Annotated in this window: 18 protein-coding genes; 8 read left to right on the top strand and 10 right to left on the bottom strand. The window is 73.0% G+C overall.

All coding sequences use genetic code 11. From position 1 onward, the window contains the following. Window positions 1-8: 8 nt before the first annotated feature. Window positions 9-983 carry a hypothetical protein gene (locus tag AB0M82_RS32575; RefSeq protein WP_364730176.1) on the bottom strand — a complete coding sequence of 325 codons (975 nt, stop codon included), beginning with the start codon at window positions 981-983 and terminating at the stop codon, window positions 9-11. A gap of 216 nt (window positions 984-1199) precedes the next feature. Between AB0M82_RS32575 and AB0M82_RS32580 the strand changes: the two genes are divergently transcribed. From AB0M82_RS32580 to AB0M82_RS32605, 6 genes are all read left to right on the top strand, one after another. After that, a complete protein-coding gene (locus AB0M82_RS32580) occupies window positions 1200-1544 on the top strand; it encodes a WXG100 family type VII secretion target (protein WP_143264192.1) in 345 nt (114 codons plus the stop codon). Window positions 1545-1562: 18 nt separating this feature from the next. Beyond that, on the top strand, window positions 1563-1865 hold the full coding sequence (locus tag AB0M82_RS32585; protein WP_003057455.1) for a hypothetical protein: 303 nt from the start codon (window positions 1563-1565) through the stop codon (window positions 1863-1865). A 99-nt stretch (window positions 1866-1964) separates the two neighbouring features. Then, the gene (locus tag AB0M82_RS32590) at window positions 1965-2351 is read left to right on the top strand and encodes a hypothetical protein (protein WP_364730179.1); all 387 of its coding nucleotides are present in this window, start codon (window positions 1965-1967) and stop codon (window positions 2349-2351) included. Beyond that, entirely contained in the window at window positions 2348-3661 is a 1314-nt protein-coding gene (locus AB0M82_RS32595) for a WXG100 family type VII secretion target (protein WP_364730181.1), read from the top strand. Before AB0M82_RS32590 ends, AB0M82_RS32595 begins: the two co-directional genes overlap by 4 nt. A 25-nt stretch (window positions 3662-3686) precedes the next feature. Next, the gene (locus AB0M82_RS32600; protein WP_364730184.1) at window positions 3687-4955 is read left to right on the top strand and encodes an alpha/beta hydrolase; all 1269 of its coding nucleotides are present in this window, start codon (window positions 3687-3689) and stop codon (window positions 4953-4955) included. Continuing rightward, window positions 4952-5314, top strand: coding sequence for a hypothetical protein (locus AB0M82_RS32605; protein ID WP_364730187.1), 363 nt, complete (start codon window positions 4952-4954; stop codon window positions 5312-5314). Before AB0M82_RS32600 ends, AB0M82_RS32605 begins: the two co-directional genes overlap by 4 nt. 262 nt (window positions 5315-5576) lie before the next feature. On the opposite strand, the gene AB0M82_RS32610 is transcribed toward AB0M82_RS32605, so the two are convergent. The 4 genes from AB0M82_RS32610 to nadA form a co-directional block, all read right to left on the bottom strand. Continuing rightward, window positions 5577-6737, bottom strand: coding sequence for a S8 family serine peptidase (locus AB0M82_RS32610; RefSeq protein ID WP_364730190.1), 1161 nt, complete (start codon window positions 6735-6737; stop codon window positions 5577-5579). An 82-nt stretch (window positions 6738-6819) separates the two neighbouring features. Beyond that, on the bottom strand, window positions 6820-7713 hold the full coding sequence (nadC, locus tag AB0M82_RS32615) for a carboxylating nicotinate-nucleotide diphosphorylase (protein WP_364730193.1): 894 nt from the start codon (window positions 7711-7713) through the stop codon (window positions 6820-6822). After that, on the bottom strand, window positions 7710-9353 hold the full coding sequence (locus AB0M82_RS32620; protein WP_364730196.1) for an L-aspartate oxidase: 1644 nt from the start codon (window positions 9351-9353) through the stop codon (window positions 7710-7712). The genes nadC and AB0M82_RS32620 overlap by 4 nt, the downstream gene beginning before the upstream one ends. Beyond that, window positions 9350-10363, bottom strand: a complete 1014-nt coding sequence (nadA, locus tag AB0M82_RS32625; protein WP_364730199.1) for a quinolinate synthase NadA — start codon at window positions 10361-10363, stop codon at window positions 9350-9352. The genes AB0M82_RS32620 and nadA overlap by 4 nt, the downstream gene beginning before the upstream one ends. A gap of 111 nt (window positions 10364-10474) precedes the next feature. Here nadA and AB0M82_RS32630 point away from each other — a divergent pair, with 111 nt between their 5' ends. Together AB0M82_RS32630 and AB0M82_RS32635 are read left to right on the top strand one after the other, a co-directional pair. Then, window positions 10475-11107, top strand: a complete 633-nt coding sequence (locus AB0M82_RS32630; RefSeq protein ID WP_364730201.1) for an NUDIX domain-containing protein — start codon at window positions 10475-10477, stop codon at window positions 11105-11107. Window positions 11108-11191: 84 nt separating this feature from the next. Next, the gene (locus AB0M82_RS32635) at window positions 11192-11908 is read left to right on the top strand and encodes an LON peptidase substrate-binding domain-containing protein (RefSeq protein WP_364730203.1); all 717 of its coding nucleotides are present in this window, start codon (window positions 11192-11194) and stop codon (window positions 11906-11908) included. 6 nt (window positions 11909-11914) lie between these two features. Here AB0M82_RS32635 and AB0M82_RS32640 read toward each other — a convergent pair whose 3' ends face one another. From AB0M82_RS32640 to bioD, 5 genes are all read right to left on the bottom strand, one after another. After that, a complete protein-coding gene (locus AB0M82_RS32640) occupies window positions 11915-12952 on the bottom strand; it encodes a M48 family metallopeptidase (protein WP_364730206.1) in 1038 nt (345 codons plus the stop codon). 60 nt (window positions 12953-13012) lie between these two features. Next, window positions 13013-13609 carry a DUF2567 domain-containing protein gene (locus tag AB0M82_RS32645; RefSeq protein ID WP_364730209.1) on the bottom strand — a complete coding sequence of 199 codons (597 nt, stop codon included), beginning with the start codon at window positions 13607-13609 and terminating at the stop codon, window positions 13013-13015. 163 nt (window positions 13610-13772) lie between these two features. After that, window positions 13773-13988, bottom strand: a complete 216-nt coding sequence (locus AB0M82_RS32650) for a hypothetical protein (protein ID WP_364730212.1) — start codon at window positions 13986-13988, stop codon at window positions 13773-13775. Continuing rightward, window positions 13975-14988, bottom strand: coding sequence for a biotin synthase BioB (bioB, locus tag AB0M82_RS32655; protein ID WP_364730215.1), 1014 nt, complete (start codon window positions 14986-14988; stop codon window positions 13975-13977). The genes AB0M82_RS32650 and bioB overlap by 14 nt, the downstream gene beginning before the upstream one ends. Window positions 14989-15060: 72 nt before the next feature. Then, on the bottom strand, window positions 15061-15786 hold the full coding sequence (bioD, locus tag AB0M82_RS32660; RefSeq protein WP_364730217.1) for a dethiobiotin synthase: 726 nt from the start codon (window positions 15784-15786) through the stop codon (window positions 15061-15063). Window positions 15787-15937: the final 151 nt, after the last annotated feature.

Raw genomic sequence — 15937 nt, forward strand, 5'->3', positions numbered from 1 at the left:
CTCCCGGTCTACCGGGCGGATCTCAGAATTTCGGCAGAAGCCACCGGCCGCACGGACAGGGTGCCCGCGACCACGACCGCCGCGACCAGCGCGGCGGCGGCCGTCAGCGTCCAGAAGTCCGGGTGCACGAGCGGCTGACCACGCTGGGCCTGCCAGGTGAGCAGCACGATCAGCCCGGCGTAGCCCGCGCCCGTGGTCCGGACCAGCCGGCGGCGGACGACGTCGGAGCCGAGCACCGGGTACCGGCGGGCGAGCAGGAGGAGCCCGAACGCGACCAGCGGGAGCACCTGCAGGCCGTGGATGCCGGCGAAGTGCGGGATCCGCAGGTCCCCGCCGACGGTGCTCCAGCCGAGCACCGGCAGCCCGGGACCGCCATCCTCGACGCCGACGGAGTGCGCGCCGAACGTCGGCGGCTTGCCACCCGCGTCGCGCACCGCCTGCTGCGCCGGGCTCGGTGAGAACATCAGCATCGCGACGGCCATCCCGGCGAGCGCCAGCGTCGTGCCCCAGCGCAACGCCGAGTTCAGCGCGCGGTCCGGCAGGCGCTGGAACAGCAGCAAAACCACCACCGCGGCAGTCATCAGCCACGCCGCGTACGCGCCACCGGCGACGACGTTGTTGATCGCGACGTCCGCCGGCGTCGCCTTGTTGAAGTGCAGGGTGTGGCCGCGGAAGATCATCTGCGCCACGATCAGCGCGACGTCGACGCCGATGCCGGCGGCGAAGGCCGTCCCGAACCACCAGCCCGCCCGGCGGCCGCGGCGCACGAGCGTCAGCAGCCAGGCCAGCGTCAGCGCGTAGGTGCCGACCGAAACCGAGAACTTGAACGGCTTGAGCCAGATCGGCGCGTTGACGAGCGTGCGATCATCGAGGACGAGCCCGAGCAGCGACGCCGCGCACAGCAGCCCCATCACCCCGGCGAGCACCACCAGCGGGCGGTGCCACGCGCGGAGCGCGACCAGCGGATTTCCCTTGTCTGCCATGGCATACAGCCTGGCGCGGGAGCCGTGCGCCGGCACTGGAGCACGCCCCCGTCCGGAGGTGGGGCGGTCCCTACCGATCCACTGTGGGTAATAGTGCCGTCAGTGCGACCGGCAGTTGTGCCGTTTGACCGAACAGGCCTCTTTCCTAGCGTGACTTTCACACGCGCGGACCACCGCGCCAGGGGAATTTCGCTTCAGGAAGGAGGTGGCCCGTCGATGTCCAGTCCGGGATTCCAGGCAGATTCCGCTGCCATGACGCGCGCCGTCCAGGGTTTCGAGGAAACCGCGACGAACGCCAAGTCCACGATGGCCAGCTTGGAGTCCGAGCTGACCGAGGCGCTGCGCAACTACAAGGGTGACCAGGCCGTGGCGTTCTGGGACCTCCAGCGGCGGCTCCAGGAGAAGATGACCGCGGCGGTCAAGGAGCTCGACACCATGTCGCAGCTCGTGCACACCAGCCACGCGAACTACGGCCGCGGCGACGCCGACGTCCACCAGAGCTTCCAGGGGGTCGGCAACACCCTCGAGGGCTCGGGCGTGCTCCCCCGCCTCAACCCCTGACCCGAGAGGACGCCCACCATGGCCGACGTCGTCGAAATCAACTTCGCCGCGCTGCAGCACAGCTCGGCATCCCTGGCCGCGAAGGCCAAGGCGCTCACCTCGCAGCTGGAGCAGCTGCACCAGAACCTGCAGCCCATCACCGCGACCTGGTACGCCTCCGGCAGCTCCGCCGGTGACGCGGCCCGCCAGGCCGAGACTCGGCTCCGCCAGGCCACCGCGGACATCGTCGCGATCATCGCGCAGTTCGGCGGCAAGGTCGGCGAGGCCCACGACCTCCAGCAGTCGCTGGAAAACCGCAACCAGGGGCTGTTCGCGGGCTGATCCGCGTCAAGACGTCGGTCGGCCGGTGCGGGAACCCCCCGCTCGCACCGGCCGACCGGCTTTCCCCCGTCCGCCTCGCGACCAGAGAGCCGGGACCCGATGCACGACCAGTCGTACTACGTCCACCTGGAATCGCTGAAGGACTTCGTGCGGGAGCTGGAGACCCAGATCCACGCGATGTCGAAACCGAACGACTTCCTGCTCACCCTCGGCGAGGAGCCGCTGTTGTTCGGCGAGTTCGGCGAGGCCGGGTCGCTGGCGGACGCCCACCGCGCCGCCGTCTCGGAGATGCAGGGCCTGCTCGACCAGGTCCGCGGCGCGATCGGGTTCGCGCAGGACGTCACCACCACGGTCGCCGACGGCTACCAGAACGCCGACCAGTCGGTGGCCGGTGACCTGCACAGCTCGGGGGCCCTCACCGGCCTGCTCGACCCGGTGCTCGGCCTGCTGGGGCCCGGTGACACGAACGGGAGCCGCAAGGGATGACCAACACCGCGCACACGAACTTCGCCGCGTACAGCCACCCGCAGCTGTACGCGATGCTTCAGGCGGGCGACCCGAACAGCGCGCGGCACGCCGCCGACAAGTGGAAGTCCGCCGCGCTGCACCTGCACGACCAGGCCCACGACCTGAACGCGGAGCTGATCGAGTTCAAGGACGAGTGGACCGGCGGCGCGGCCGACATGTACCAGCGGATGATCATCGACCTGGCGAACGGCATCTCGAAGGTGGCGCAGACCGCCGAGGCGATGAACGTGCTGCTCGGCGACGCCGCCGACGCGCTGGTGAAGGCCAAGAAGGAGATGCCGCCGCCCGTCTCGGTGCCGGACGTCTCCCCCGCCGACGTCGCGCTCGCGGTGAACCCGCCGCTGCTGCCGCCGGACGCTTCGCCCGCCGTCGTCCAGGCCGCGGCGCAGCAGCGTCAGCAGGCCATCGCGAACGTCGAGGCGCAGCAGTCCGCCGCGAACGCCGCCGGGTCCGCGCACGGGCGGGCGATCGTGGTGATGACCGAGCTGGCGGGCGAGTACACCACCGCGGAAGAGTCGATCCCGGCGTCGCCCAACGCCGTCCAGCCGCCGCCGGCCCCGCCCGCCGGCGGTGGCGGCGGCGCGGGAAGCTCGGGCTCGCCCGGGCTGGTCGGCAACGGCCTGACCGAGCCCGGCGTGGTCGTCACCCCGGTCGACGGGCACCCGCTTCCCGGTGGCGGCTCGACGCAGCAGCCGGGGACGACCGTGCCGACGTCGAACCCGCTGTTCGGCGACATGTTCACCGCCGGGCTCGCCGCGGCCTCGGCCGCCGCGTTCGGCCGGTTCGGCTCGATCATGCCGAAGGTGCCGTCGTGGGCCACCGGCAAGGACCCCAAGGAGAAGAAGGAAGAGCCGCCGGGCACGAAGCTCGGCGGTGGCGGCGCCGGCGTCGAAGGCGGGGCCGGGGGCGGCATCCCGATCGGCGGCGGTGACGCCCCTTCGCTCGGCGGTGGCGGTGGCGGTGTCCCGATAGGCGGCGGCCTGACCGGTCCCGGCGAGGTCCCGGCGGCGCACTCCGGCCTGGCCGGCGACGGCGGCGCGGGCAACGCGCTGAGCGGGCTCGCCGGCGGTGCGGCCGGAGCCGCGGGCGCGGCGGCGGCCAAGGGCGCGATGCCGATGATGCCCATGATGCCGATGGGCATGGGCGGCGGTGGCGACATGGGCTCGGGGCGGCGGATCCCGGCATGGCTGGTGGAGACGGAGAACGTCTGGGGCCAGTCGGCGCCGGTCGCGCCCCCGGTGATCGGCGAAGAGCCGGACGCCTACTGATCAACTCGAGGAACGGAGGCGGGCCGTGACGGCTGCCGGATATCGCGTGGCCCCGGCCCGCCTCGACGCGGTGGCCGGGGAATCCGGCTCCCGGGCCGATGCGTTGGGCGCCGCGCGGTCCGCGGTGGCGGGCGAGAAGGTGCCGGCCGCGGCTTTCGGCCAGGTGAGTGAGTCCGCCGCCGCGGCGAAGACGTTCGAGAAGACCATGACGGAGCTGGGTGCGAAGCTCGAGTCGCACGTGTCCCGGCTGCGGACGATCCAAAACGGTCTGACCGCGTCGGCGGCGGGCTATCGCCGGGCCGACGCGCAGGTTGCCGCGATGTACCGGGCGTTGCTGCCCGAGGATCCCTTGCCCCGCGCGGGAAACCCGGCCGGTGTCGGCGGCGCGGCCGACACCGGCGCGTGGGCGCACGCGATCGCGGACAACCGCGTGAAGGTCGCCGACGCGCTGACCGCCGAGCGTTTACGGCTGGCTGCGTTGACCGACGCCGACGAGATCGCGCGATCGCACGCGCGGATCAAGCTGTACGAAGACATCCTCGCGAACGACCGGCAGATCCTGCGGTTCGACCCGGCGGGCAACGGCCGGATCGCCGAGCTGGTCGGGCACATCGAGCCGGGGACGCGGAACGTCGGGCTGTTCGTGCCCGGCGTCAACACGCAGATGGCGAACTTCGACGCCTACGCCGGTCTCGGGCGCAGCCTAGTCGCCGCGGACCCGGCCGGGCGCACCGCGATGGTCGTCTGGGCCGACGGCGTCTTCCCGCAGAACCCGGTGGCGCAGGGGCCGGACGCGAGCTACGCGCGGGCGATGGCGCCGGACCTGAAGACCTTCGCCGACGACCTGCGCGGCGAGATCGCGAGCCACGCGGGCCCGGACGTCACGCTCACCGCGGTCGGGCACAGCTACGGCGGCGCGACGGTCGGGCTCGCCGAGGCGCACGGCCTCGACGTCGACCGCGTCCTGCACGTCGAGTCGGCCGGCATGGGCCACGGCGTGTGGTCGCCGGCCGACCTGCCGGCCAGCCAGGCCGGCGTCCAGCGGTTCTCGATGACGGCGCCGCTCGACCCGATCGTCGTCGCGCAGGGCAACGCGTGGGGCCTGGAGTGGACCGGCATCGGGCACGGCGCGGACCCGGACACCTTCCCGGGCGTCGCCGAGCTGCCGACCGGCCGGGACGCTTCCGGGGATCTCCAGTGGGGCTTGTCGTCGCACAATGACGTGCTGAAGCCGGGTTCGGAGTCCTGGACGAACATCTACCGCGTGCTCACGGACGGGGGTGTGCTGCGATGAGCCCCGAGCTGGATCGCCTGGCGGGCGAGCTGACGGACGTGATCGACACCGTCGCGGCGGCGTTCGGCGTGCCGGCGGACCGGACGGTGAACGGCGAGCTCGACTGCGACCCCACCCGGCCCGGCCACCTGCGGTGCCACCAGTACGGCGTCCGCCTGGAGCACCCGGACGAGCCGGACCGCCGCCTGACCGAGATCCTGCCGGCCCTGACCGGCCAGGGCTGGCAGCCCCACGACCGCAGCACCTCCCGCGAACAGATCACCCGCTTCACCCGGGAGGGCGCGGACTTCACGGTCCACGTGGCCCGGTCAGGCCAGGCGGTGGCGATCATCGGCTCCACCCGCCCCCTCCCCGCCTGACCGCGTCCCCGCCAATCACGCGAGATCCGCGTTCAATCACACGAGATCCGGCTCCAATCACGCGAGTCACGGCTCTGATCACGCGAGTCACGGCTCTGATCACGTGAACCGACCCTCCAGGTACGCGAGTCGTCCGTCTGGGTACGCGAGTCGTCCGTCCAGGTACGCGAGTTCGCCGTTCCGGTACGCCGAACTCGCGTGATCAGGCCCGTAACTCGCGTGATTGGGCGCGTAACTCACGTGATTGAAGGGGCATCACGGCTTAGGCGGTGAAGCGGGAGGGGCGCCAGTGACGGCGGCGGGCCCGGCGGACCGCGGCGACCGTCACGCCGGCGGCCGCCGCCAGGGCGACGCCGGCCAGGGCGATCGTGCCGGCCGTGACGTCGGACGGACGGCGGGCCGGGGCCGCCGCCGGGACCACCGCGGGCACCGGGACCGCGGCAGGAACGGCGCCCGGTGGCGAGACGTCCGCCGGCAGGGTCGAGGACACCGCCGCGTAGGCGTCCAGGACTCCCCAGCCCAGCCGCGGGTCGTGGCCGCCGGAGGGCGGGCGGTGCGCGGTGAGCGTCAGCCGGGTGACGACCTGGTCGCCGGTCAGCCCCGGGTGGTACGCGCGGACCAGCGCCGCGACCCCGGCGACGTACGCCGCCGCGAGCCCGGGGTCGGTGACCGGCCAGCGGTGCGCGACCGCGCCGTTCGCCCCGGCCGACGTGCTGACCAGCTCCGCACCCGGAGCGGCGACGCCGACGTGGTCCCCCGCTTCGGTCTGCACCGGCTCGCCCGCGGGGTTCACCGAGCCGACGGCCAGGACGCCGGACGTCGCCGTCGGATACGTCCGCGCGCCCTGCTGGGTCGCCGACGCCGCCGAGACGACGACCGCGCCCGCCGAACGCGCCCGCGTCACCGCTTCGGACAGCGCCGGGCTGTCGAACGCCGCGGGGACGGCGACGAGGATGACGCCCGCGTGCCGGTTCACCGCCGTGTCGATCGCCCCGGCCAGCGCGCCGGGATCGCCGCCGTCGGACGACGAGCCGTTCAGGTAGCGGATCGGCAGCAGGTGCGCGCCGGGCGCGACGCCGGCGAACGTCGTCGACGGATCCGGTTGCGCGCCGACAATCCCGGCCGCGATCGTGCCGCGGCCGTCGCAGTCGGTCCGCTCGGTGCCGGCGCCGCCTTCGAGCTGCCCGGGCGCGAACTGGCTGTTCCGCCCGTCGACGCCGGTGCCGAGCACGGCCACCAGCTGGCCGTCGCCCCTGGTCAGCGGCCAGAGCCGCGCCGGGTCGACCAGCCGCTGCCCCCACGGGACGGCGCCGCTGTAGGTGCCGGACGGGTTCGCGCACTGCGCCTGCGGGGCGGCGGCAGCGGACACAGGCAGGCCGAGCGCCACCAGGCCCGCGACCGCGAGCGCCGCCGGAAACCGCACCCGATCCTCCCGAACGCCGAAACCCGAAAGCCGGTGGCGGAAAAGGACTTCCGCCACCGTCAGTCTAGCCGGGAACGGCCGTTCAGCGAAGGTCCATGCCGAGATCCAGCGCGGGCGAAGAGTGAGTCAGCCCGCCGACCGACAGATAGTCCACACCGGACTCGGCGTAGGCCCTACCACGGTCGAGGGTGAGCCCACCAGAGGATTCCAGCCGCGTCTTCGGGGAAACCTCGTCGCGGCGCGCGACCGCGCGGCGGCACTCCTCCGGCGTGAAGTTGTCCAGCAGCACCTCGTCGGCCGCGGCGGCCAGCGCCTCCTCCAGCTGCGCCAGCGAGTCGACCTCCACTTCGCAGGGCAGTTCCGGCGCGTGCGCCCGGGCCGCGGCCAGCGCCGCGGTGACCGAACCCGCGGCGACGACGTGGTTGTCCTTGATCAGCACCGCGTCGCCCAGCCCGAGCCGGTGGTTGGTCCCGCCGCCGCAGCGGACGGCGTACTTCTGGAGCAGCCGCAGGCCCGGCAACGTCTTGCGGGAGTCCCGGATCGCGCAGCCGGTACCGTCCACTTCGGACACCCAGGCGGCGGTCGCGGTGGCGACGCCGGAGAGGTGGCAGAGCAGGTTCAGCGCCGTGCGCTCGGCGGTGAGCAGCCCGCGGACCGGGCCGCGCAGCACCAGCGCGGGCTCCCCCGCGACGAGCCGGTCGCCGTCCTCGCGCCCGGCCAGGACTTCGTATTCCTGGCCCAGCACCATGTCGAACACCGCGAGCGCCACCGGCAGCCCGGCGACCACGCCGCCGACGCGCGGGGTCAGCTCGGCGACCGCGACGGCGGAAGCAGGCACGGTCGACGCCGTCGTCGCGTCGGGCCCGTACCGCAGGTCCTCGCCCAGCGCCGTCGTGACCACGCGCGTGACGTCGTCGACGTCGAGGCCCGAAGCCGCGATCAGGCGGCGGACCGGCTCGGAGATCGGGAACGTCATGCCACGCCCTCCAGGGGGATCGGGTCGGCCAGCACCGGCTGACCGGACGGGCTGAGCCGGATGTGCTGGCTGCGCCGCCAGCTTTCGGACGGCGACGGGAAGTCGGTCCGCACGTGGCACCCGCGCGACTCGGTGCGCCGGACGGCCGCGGCGAGCAACGCCTGCGCCACCACGGTCAGCGCCGCGTCCTCCACCGCCGCGTGTGTCCACAAAGTACTGTCCTCGACGGACAGGTCGAGCGCCGAACCGGCCGCCGCGAGCCCGTCGGCGTCGCGGCCGATCGCCGCGTACCGGCTCATCACCCGCTGCAGCGAGTCACGCTCGGCGGCGCGCGCGGTGGTCCACGACGGCAGCCTCCCGCGTGCCGGGTCGGCCAGCAGCCCCGCCGCCAGATCCGCCGCGACGGCCTCCGCGACGCGCTGCCCGACGACCAGCCCTTCGAGCAAGCTGTTGGAGGCCAGCCGGTTCGCGCCGTGCAGGCCGGTCCGCGCGACCTCGCCGGCGGCGTACAGTCCCGGCACCGACGAGCGTCCGTCCACAGTGGTCACCACGCCACCGCAGGAGAAGTGCGCCGCCGGGGTCACCGGGATCGGGTCCGACGCGGGGTCGAGGCCCAGCACCCCGCAGGCGGCGAACACCGTCGGGAACCGCTGGGCGAACCCGGCGATCCCGGTCGCGTCGAGGAAGACGTGGTCGTCGACGCCACCCGGCGCCGTCGCCATCCGGCGGGTGATCGCCGCCGAGACGACGTCACGCGGGGCGAGGTCGCCGAGCGGGTGCACGCCGCGCATCACCGGCAGGCCGGCGCCGTCGACCAGGGTCGCGCCCTCGCCGCGCACCGCCTCGGTGACCAGCGGGCAGCGGCCGCGCGCCCCCGGCGTGTAGAGCACGGTCGGGTGGAACTGGACGAACTCGATGTCCGCGACGGTCGCCCCGGCGCGCAGCGCGAGCGCGAGCCCGTCGCCGGTGGCGATCTCCGGGTTCGACGTCGCCTGGTAGAGCTGCCCGATCCCGCCGCTGGCCAGCAGCACGGCCGAGGCCCGGACGACGCCGGGCACGCCGTGGCGGTCGAGCACCGTGACTCCGGCGACGCGGCCGCCGGGCGTGCGCAGCGCGTCGACGGCGAGGTGGTGCTCCAGCACCGGCACCCGTGCCTGCCCGGCCTGCGCGACCAGGGCGCGCTCGACCTCGGCGCCGGTCGCGTCGCCGCCCGCGTGGATGACGCGGAACGCGCTGTGCCCGCCCTCGCGGGTCCGCGCGAGCACACCGTCCCCGGAAGAGTCGAACGTCGCCCCGTCCGCGCGGAGCCGGGCGACCGCGGCGGGCCCGCCGTCGAGGATCGATCGCGCCGCGACCTCGTCGCACAGCCCGGCGCCCGCGGTGATGGTGTCCTCCGCGTGCTTGGCCACCGAGTCGTCGAGGTCGTGCTCGTTTTCCAGGACCACGGCGACGCCGCCCTGGGCCCAGCGGGTGTTGCCGTCCGCGACGGCCGCCTTGGTGACCACCAGGACGTGCAGCCCGAGGGCCTGCGCCCGCAGCGCCGCGGTCAGGCCCGCGACGCCGCTGCCGATCACGACCAGGTCCGCGCGGGCTTCCCAAACCGGGGTTTTCGCCTGTGGGTCATTAACCGGCGCGGTCATTCGCCGCCGCCAGGCTGCCCGATCTCGATCATCCGCCGCACCGAGGCGCGGGCACGGGCGGCCGTTTCGACGTCGACGTGGACCTCGTCGAGACCCTCGCGCAGGCACCGCAGCAGGGCGGCGGGCGTGATCATCTTCATGTACCGGCAGGACGCGCGGTCGTTCACCGCGCGGAAGTCGATGTCCGGCGCGGCCTTGCGCAGCTGGTGGATCATGCCGATCTCGGTGGCCACCAGGACGGTCTTGGCCTTGGTGTCGCGGGCCTCGTGGACCATGTCGCCGGTCGAGAGGATCTTGACCCGCTCCGGCGCCACGGCGCCTTCGCCCGCCAGGTAGAGCGCCGACGTCGCACAGCCGCACTCGGGGTGGATGAACAGGTCGGCGTCCGGGTTCTCGGCCGCGCGCTCGGCCAGCTCGGCGCCGTTGATCCCGGCGTGGACGTGGCACTCCCCGGCCCAGATGTGGATGTTCTCCCGGCCGGTGACGCGCTTGACGTGCGCGCCCAGGAACTGGTCCGGCAGGAAGAGAACTTCCTGGTCAGCGGGGATGGAGGCGACGACGTCGACCGCGTTCGACGATGTGCAGCAGATGTCGGTCTCGGCCTTCACCTCGGCCGTGGTGTTGACGTAGGAGACGACCACCGCGCCCGGGTGCTCGGCCTTCCAGGCACGCAGCTGCTCGCCGGTGATGGAGTCGGCGAGCGAGCAGCCGGCCCGCGCGTCCGGGATCAGGACGGTCTTCTCCGGCGCGAGGATCTTCGCGGTCTCGGCCATGAAGTGCACGCCGCAGAAGACGATGGTGGACGCGTCGCTGCTCGCCGCGATGCGGCTGAGCGCGAGCGAGTCGCCGGTGTGGTCGGCGATGTCCTGGATCTCCGGGACCTGGTAGTTGTGCGCGAGCAGCACCGCGTCGCGTTGCTTCGCCAGGCGCCGCACCTCCTCCGCCCAGGCCGCGTTCGCCTCGACCCCGCCGAACGGGGTGAGACCTTCCGGAACCAACGTGCTGGTCATCGGGCCCTCCTGGACCTGTCTCCGGTTTTCGCCTTATAATCGAAAACCGTGCGAAGTCATCTTAACACCCAGACCCCCCTGGCCCACGAGGTTTTGGGAGCGGTCCTGCAAGTGCGCTCGGACACACTCCGGGTGCTGTTGTGGCGGCGCGCGCTCGACCCGCACCTCGGCCGCTGGTCCTTGCCCGGCGGCCGGCTACGCCCGGACGAGGACGTCGAGACGTCGATCCGGCGCCAGCTCGCCGAGAAGGTGGACGTCCGGCAGCTCAAGCACGTCGAGCAGCTCGCGGTGTTCAGCGACCCGCACCGGGTGCCGGGGCCGCGCGTCGTCGCGACGGCGTTCCTCGGCCTGGTCCCCTCCGACGTCGACCCCGAGGTGCCCGAGGACACCGAGTGGCACGACGTCGCGAAGCTGCCGCGCACGGCGTTCGACCACGAGGCGATCGTGCTGCGCGCCCGCGACCGGCTGCGGTCGAAGCTCTGCTACACGAACCTCGGGTTCGCCCTCGCGCCGGAGGAGTTCACGGTCTCGGCGCTGCGCGGGCTGTACTCGGCCGCGCTGGGCTACAAGGTGTCGGCGACGAACCTGCAGCGGGTGCTGTCCCGGCGCGGCCTGCTGGTCCCGACGGGACGCACGGCGCCGCCGGGCCGCGCGGGCGGCCGTCCCGCGGCGTTGTTCTCGTTCGCCGGCAAGGGCATGCAGATCACCGATCCGTTCGCCGTGTTCCGGCCGCCGAACCGGTGATCACCGCTGTTTCCGGGGGTTCGGGTGGCGGGGCCCCAGTATCACCGTGCTGCGGAAAGGCCGTTCTCCCCTTACCGTTGACGCGTGACCGAGCCGGAATCGGAAAGTGACGCGACAACGACGATCCTGCCGTTGTTCCCGCTCCAGACCGTGCTGCTGCCCGGCACCCGGCTCCCGCTGCACATCTTCGAACCGCGGTACCGGCAGCTGACGGCGGATCTGGTCAGCGGCACCGTGCCAGGCCGCGAATTCGGCGTGGTCGCGCTGCGCTCGTCACTGACCCGCGAGGTCCGTGGTCTGGACCAATTGTACGAGATCGGCTGCAGCACGGTGCTGCGCGAGGCGAAACGCCTGCCGGACGGCCGTTTCGACGTCGTGACGCAGGCCCTGCGCCGCTTCCGGCTGCGCGACCTCGACTGTGTGTCCGCGCCGTACCTGATCGCGTCGGTGGAGTGGGTCGACGACGACCCGGTCGCCCCGTCGGGCGACATGGTGGAGCGCCTGGCGACGGTCGCGCGCTCGGCACACCAGCGGTACTGCGAGACGGCGTGGCGCAGCGACGACTGGAACACCCCGGACGCCGCGACCGACATCGGCGAACTGGCGTACGCACTGGCCGCGGACTGCCTGCTGCCCCTGGAAGACCGCCAGCGGCTGCTGGAGGAACGCAACCCGCTGCGCCGGCTCCGCATCGCCTGCCGCCTGCTGACGCGGGAAGCGGGGTTCCTGGACAAGCTCGGGGCGGTGCCGCTGCCGCCGGGCGAGCTCACCGATCTGAGCCGCCCGGCCAGCCTGAACTGACGCGGCTCAGGCGCGTTCCCCGTTGCCGTTGCCGCCGAACTTGTTCCACACCTTGCCCGCCGCGCCGGAGACCGCTTCGCCGACGTCGCTGAACACCTTCGTCAGCGGGTCCGCCGACGTGTTCCACGAGTCCTTGTACGACTTGGCCGCCGACTTCAGGTCGTCCTTCCAGTCCGACGTCGGCGCGTCGTCGTCGCGGCGGGGGTAGTCGCCCGCCAGGATCGCGCGGTACTCCTCCGACGCCGCCCACCGCTGCAGCTGCGCCGCGCGGACCACCGCGAACGGGTGCGACTCGGTCTCGACGAACTTGAGCTTGAGCAAGCTGTCGCGGACGTCCTCGACCGATTCGTACTCGGCGGCCTGCTGCAGGAACGACGGGACGTCGATGCGCGCCGGGTCGATCCCGCCCGCGACCTGGATCTGGGCGCGCAGCGCCGCAGTCGGGTCCTGGCTGCACAACAGCCCGGCCCGGTCGCACGACAGCTCGGCCTTGCGGATCCACTCGCGCAGCGCCGCGACGATCGCGCGGATGCCGAGCGCGCTGACCGGCGTCCACGACATCGCCAGCTGCAGGCCGATCAGGCGCACCATGATCGTGCGGTAGACCGCGTGCCCGGACAGCACGTGCCCCATCTCGTGCCCGAGCACGAACCGCAGCGAATCGAGGCTCATCAGCTCGACGAGCCCGGTGCTGACCCGGAGGAACGGCTCGTCCATGCCGACCGCCTCCGCCTGGATCCGCGGATCCTGGTAGACGAACAGGTTCGGCACCGCCGGCAGGTCCAGCGTCTCGGCGCATTCGTGGCGGAGCCGGTCGAGCTCCGGGTACTGCTTGGGACCGACGCGGATCGACGACGCGAGGGCCATCAGCCGCTCGCCGCGCTCGTTGTAGAACCCCGAAACGGCCTTGACGACCTGGGCGAAGCCGGGCACCGCGCGCAGGGTGGCGAGCGCGCCGCGGTCCACCGGGTGCTCGTAGGCGCGCGGGCTGATGCCGGGAAAGCGGACGGCGTTGTGCCGCGAGACCTCGATGTCCTCGGTCACTCGTGAAACCCCCCTGTAGCCGACCCCTGTGGTCGAGGTCACCAGCCTAGGGGAAGTCGCTTAGCCGAGGCGGCGGCCCAGGTCGTCGCGCCCGCTCCAGGTGGCCAGCAGGCTGTAGGCGACCGACACGCCCAGCGGGCCGGTGAGCAGCACCCACCACGACTCCAGGCGCGGCGCCAGCTCGATCACCGAACCGAGCGCGGGTGGGCTGGAGATGGCGTAGTGGCTGTTCGCCCAGCCGACGCCGAGCAGCATGGCCAGCGTGCTCGCGAGCGCGACGCCGAGCACCGCGGCGAGGAACACGACCGGTCCGCGCCGTTCGCGCAGCAGCCAGACGACGACGCCGACGACGATCCCGAGCCCGAGGGTGAGGAAGCCGAAGATCGCCAGGTCGTCGAAGCGGTGCCAGCTCTCCAGCTCCAGGGCGCCCTGGGTGCCGTCGGCGGCGATGACGCGCACCCGCTCCGGTGGCGCGAGCCGCGACCACGCGAAGGCGAGCGGGAAGCTCAGCAGGCTGAGGGTGCCGAGCACGCTCACGGCGGGCAGCAGGTCGGCCTTGACGACCACCCGGGGCCGCCGTTCCCGGAACAGCACGGGCACCGACCACGGCCCGGCCACGGCCGACGGCCGGTGCGCGGGCCCCGACGACTCACTCACCCGGACTCCCTCCTGGGACACGTTGCGACCGAGGGTAACCGGTCGGTCGGCGAACGCCGTCAGCCGACGGTCGTGTCGAGCGCGGAAGCCCGGCCGGATCGGCGGTCCTGGCGAGGGGCGGCTGCGACCCCAAGCCGAGGGACTTCGCCGCGGCGGTGAACCGTCAGCCGCTCGCCGTCTCGCCGTGGCGGCTGCAGCGGGCCGTCCAGCCGAGCGGGCTGACCTGGACCACCAGCCGGCGCGCGCAGAACGCGCAGTACCGCGGTGGTTCCAGCGCCGTCCGCGCGTTGTGGCACGCCGGGTGGTCCGCGCCACCCGGCGACGCCTGTCCACAGTGGACGCAGTACGACGCGGAAACCGAAGCGTCAGAGGCTGTCACTGAGGGCCTTGATGGGCATCTTGAGCTCGTCCAGCATCTCCAGGTCCGCCGAAGCCGGGCGGCCCAGGTTGGTCAGGTAGTTGCCGACGATGATCGCGTTGATCCCGCCCAGCATGCCCTGCTCCGCGCCGAGGTCGCCGAGGGTCAGCTCGCGGCCGCCGGCGAAGCGCAGCATCGTGCGCGGCATCGCGAGCCGGAACGCGGCGACCGTCCGCAGGGCGTCGCGGCCTTCGACGATCTCGTAGTGCTCGTACGGCGTGCCCGGCTGCGGGATGAGGAAGTTCATCGGCACCTCGTGCGGGTTCAGCTCGGCCAGCTGCACCGCGAACTCCGCGCGCTGCTCGACCGTCTCCCCCATGCCGATGATGCCGCCGCAGCAGACCTCCATGCCCGCCTCGGCGACCATTCGCAGCGTGTCCCAGCGCTCTTCCCAGGTGTGCGTCGTGACGACCGACGGGAAGTGCGAGCGCGCCGTCTCGAGGTTGTGGTTGTAGCGGTGCACGCCCATGTCGACCAGCTCGTCGACCTGCTCCTGCGTCAGCATGCCGAGGGAACACGCGATCTGGATGTCGTTGCCGTCCTCGCGGATGGCGCGAACACCTTCGCGGACCTGCGTGAGGAGCCGCTGGTCCGGGCCGCGGACGGCGGCGACGATGCAGAACTCCGTCGCGCCGGTCTCGGCGGTCTGCCGGGCGGCCTTGACCAGGTTCGGGATGTCGAGCCACGCCGACCGCACCGGAGTCGGGAAGCGGCCGGACTGGGAGCAGAAGTGGCAGTCCTCCGGGCAGCCGCCGGTCTTGAGGCTGATGATGCCCTCGACCTCGACCTCGGGCCCGCACCAGCGCATCCGCACCTCGTGCGCCAGGGCGAGGAGGTCGGGCTGCCGGTCGTCCGGCAGCCGGAGCACGTCGAGGACCTGCTGTTCACCGAGGCCGACGCCGTTTTCGAGGACCTGCTCGCGCGCGAAGGCGAGCACATCGGTGTCCGGGGCTGCGGTCAAGGTGTCTCCTTGGTCGTGGGGGAAGCGTCCCTCATCGTGCACGAAGGCACCTCGGGGCGACAGCGACGCAGGTCACTTCTCCGCGGAAGCGCACCCGGCGAAATGCTCGGGGTCGAATTCGCCGCCGAACCACGGCGAGAGCCCCGCCCGCGCCGCGGCCAGGAACTCCTCGCGGGACGCCGTGCCGAGCCCGGCGGGCAGCACGCCGAGCAGCGGCGCGCCCGCCGCGACCGGCAGGTCTTCGAGGTTGGACAGCGCCGCGAGGTCCGGCTCGGCCGGCCAGGCGCCGATGATCACCCCGGCGACCGTGAGCCCGCGTTTCAAGGCGACCTCGGCGGTGAGCGCGGTCGTGTTGAGCGTGCCGAGGCCCGCCTCGGCCACGATGATCACCAGCGAGCCGAGCGACCAGGCGACGTCGGCGAGGCTGGCGCCGGCGCCGTCGAAGCGCACCAGCAGCCCGCCCGCGCCTTCGATCAGGGTGAGGTCGTGCCCGGTGTCCAGGTCTGCCGCCGCCTGGGCGATTTCCCCGGGGTCGAGCGCCGGAAGGCCGCTGCGGCGGGCCGCGGCCTCCGGCGACAACGGGTCCGGGTAGCGGCGCAGCTCACGGGTGGTGACGTCGGGCCCGGCGAGGCGGACGACGTCCTGGAGGTCGCCGGGCTCGTCGGGGCGCACCCCGGTCTGGGCCGGCTTCAGCACGGCCACCCGCTGCCCCCCGGCCACCGCCACGGCCGCGATCGCCGCCGTGGTGATCGTCTTGCCGACCCCGGTCCCGGTCCCCGTCATCACCAGCATGGTCACGGGCCATCAACATAGTGACTCCGGGCCAGGGCGCGCACGCGGGCCGCGCTCGGACGAGCTGGGACGGCGGGCATCTGCATATCCGTCACCCTGCACCGCCGCGTCTTGGTGGCCGACGTCCAGGACTCATCGCTTCACCGAACACGAAGCG

Origin of the sequence: Amycolatopsis sp. NPDC051128, from assembly GCF_040682715.1 — a bacterium.
Classification (GTDB): domain Bacteria; phylum Actinomycetota; class Actinomycetes; order Mycobacteriales; family Pseudonocardiaceae; genus Amycolatopsis.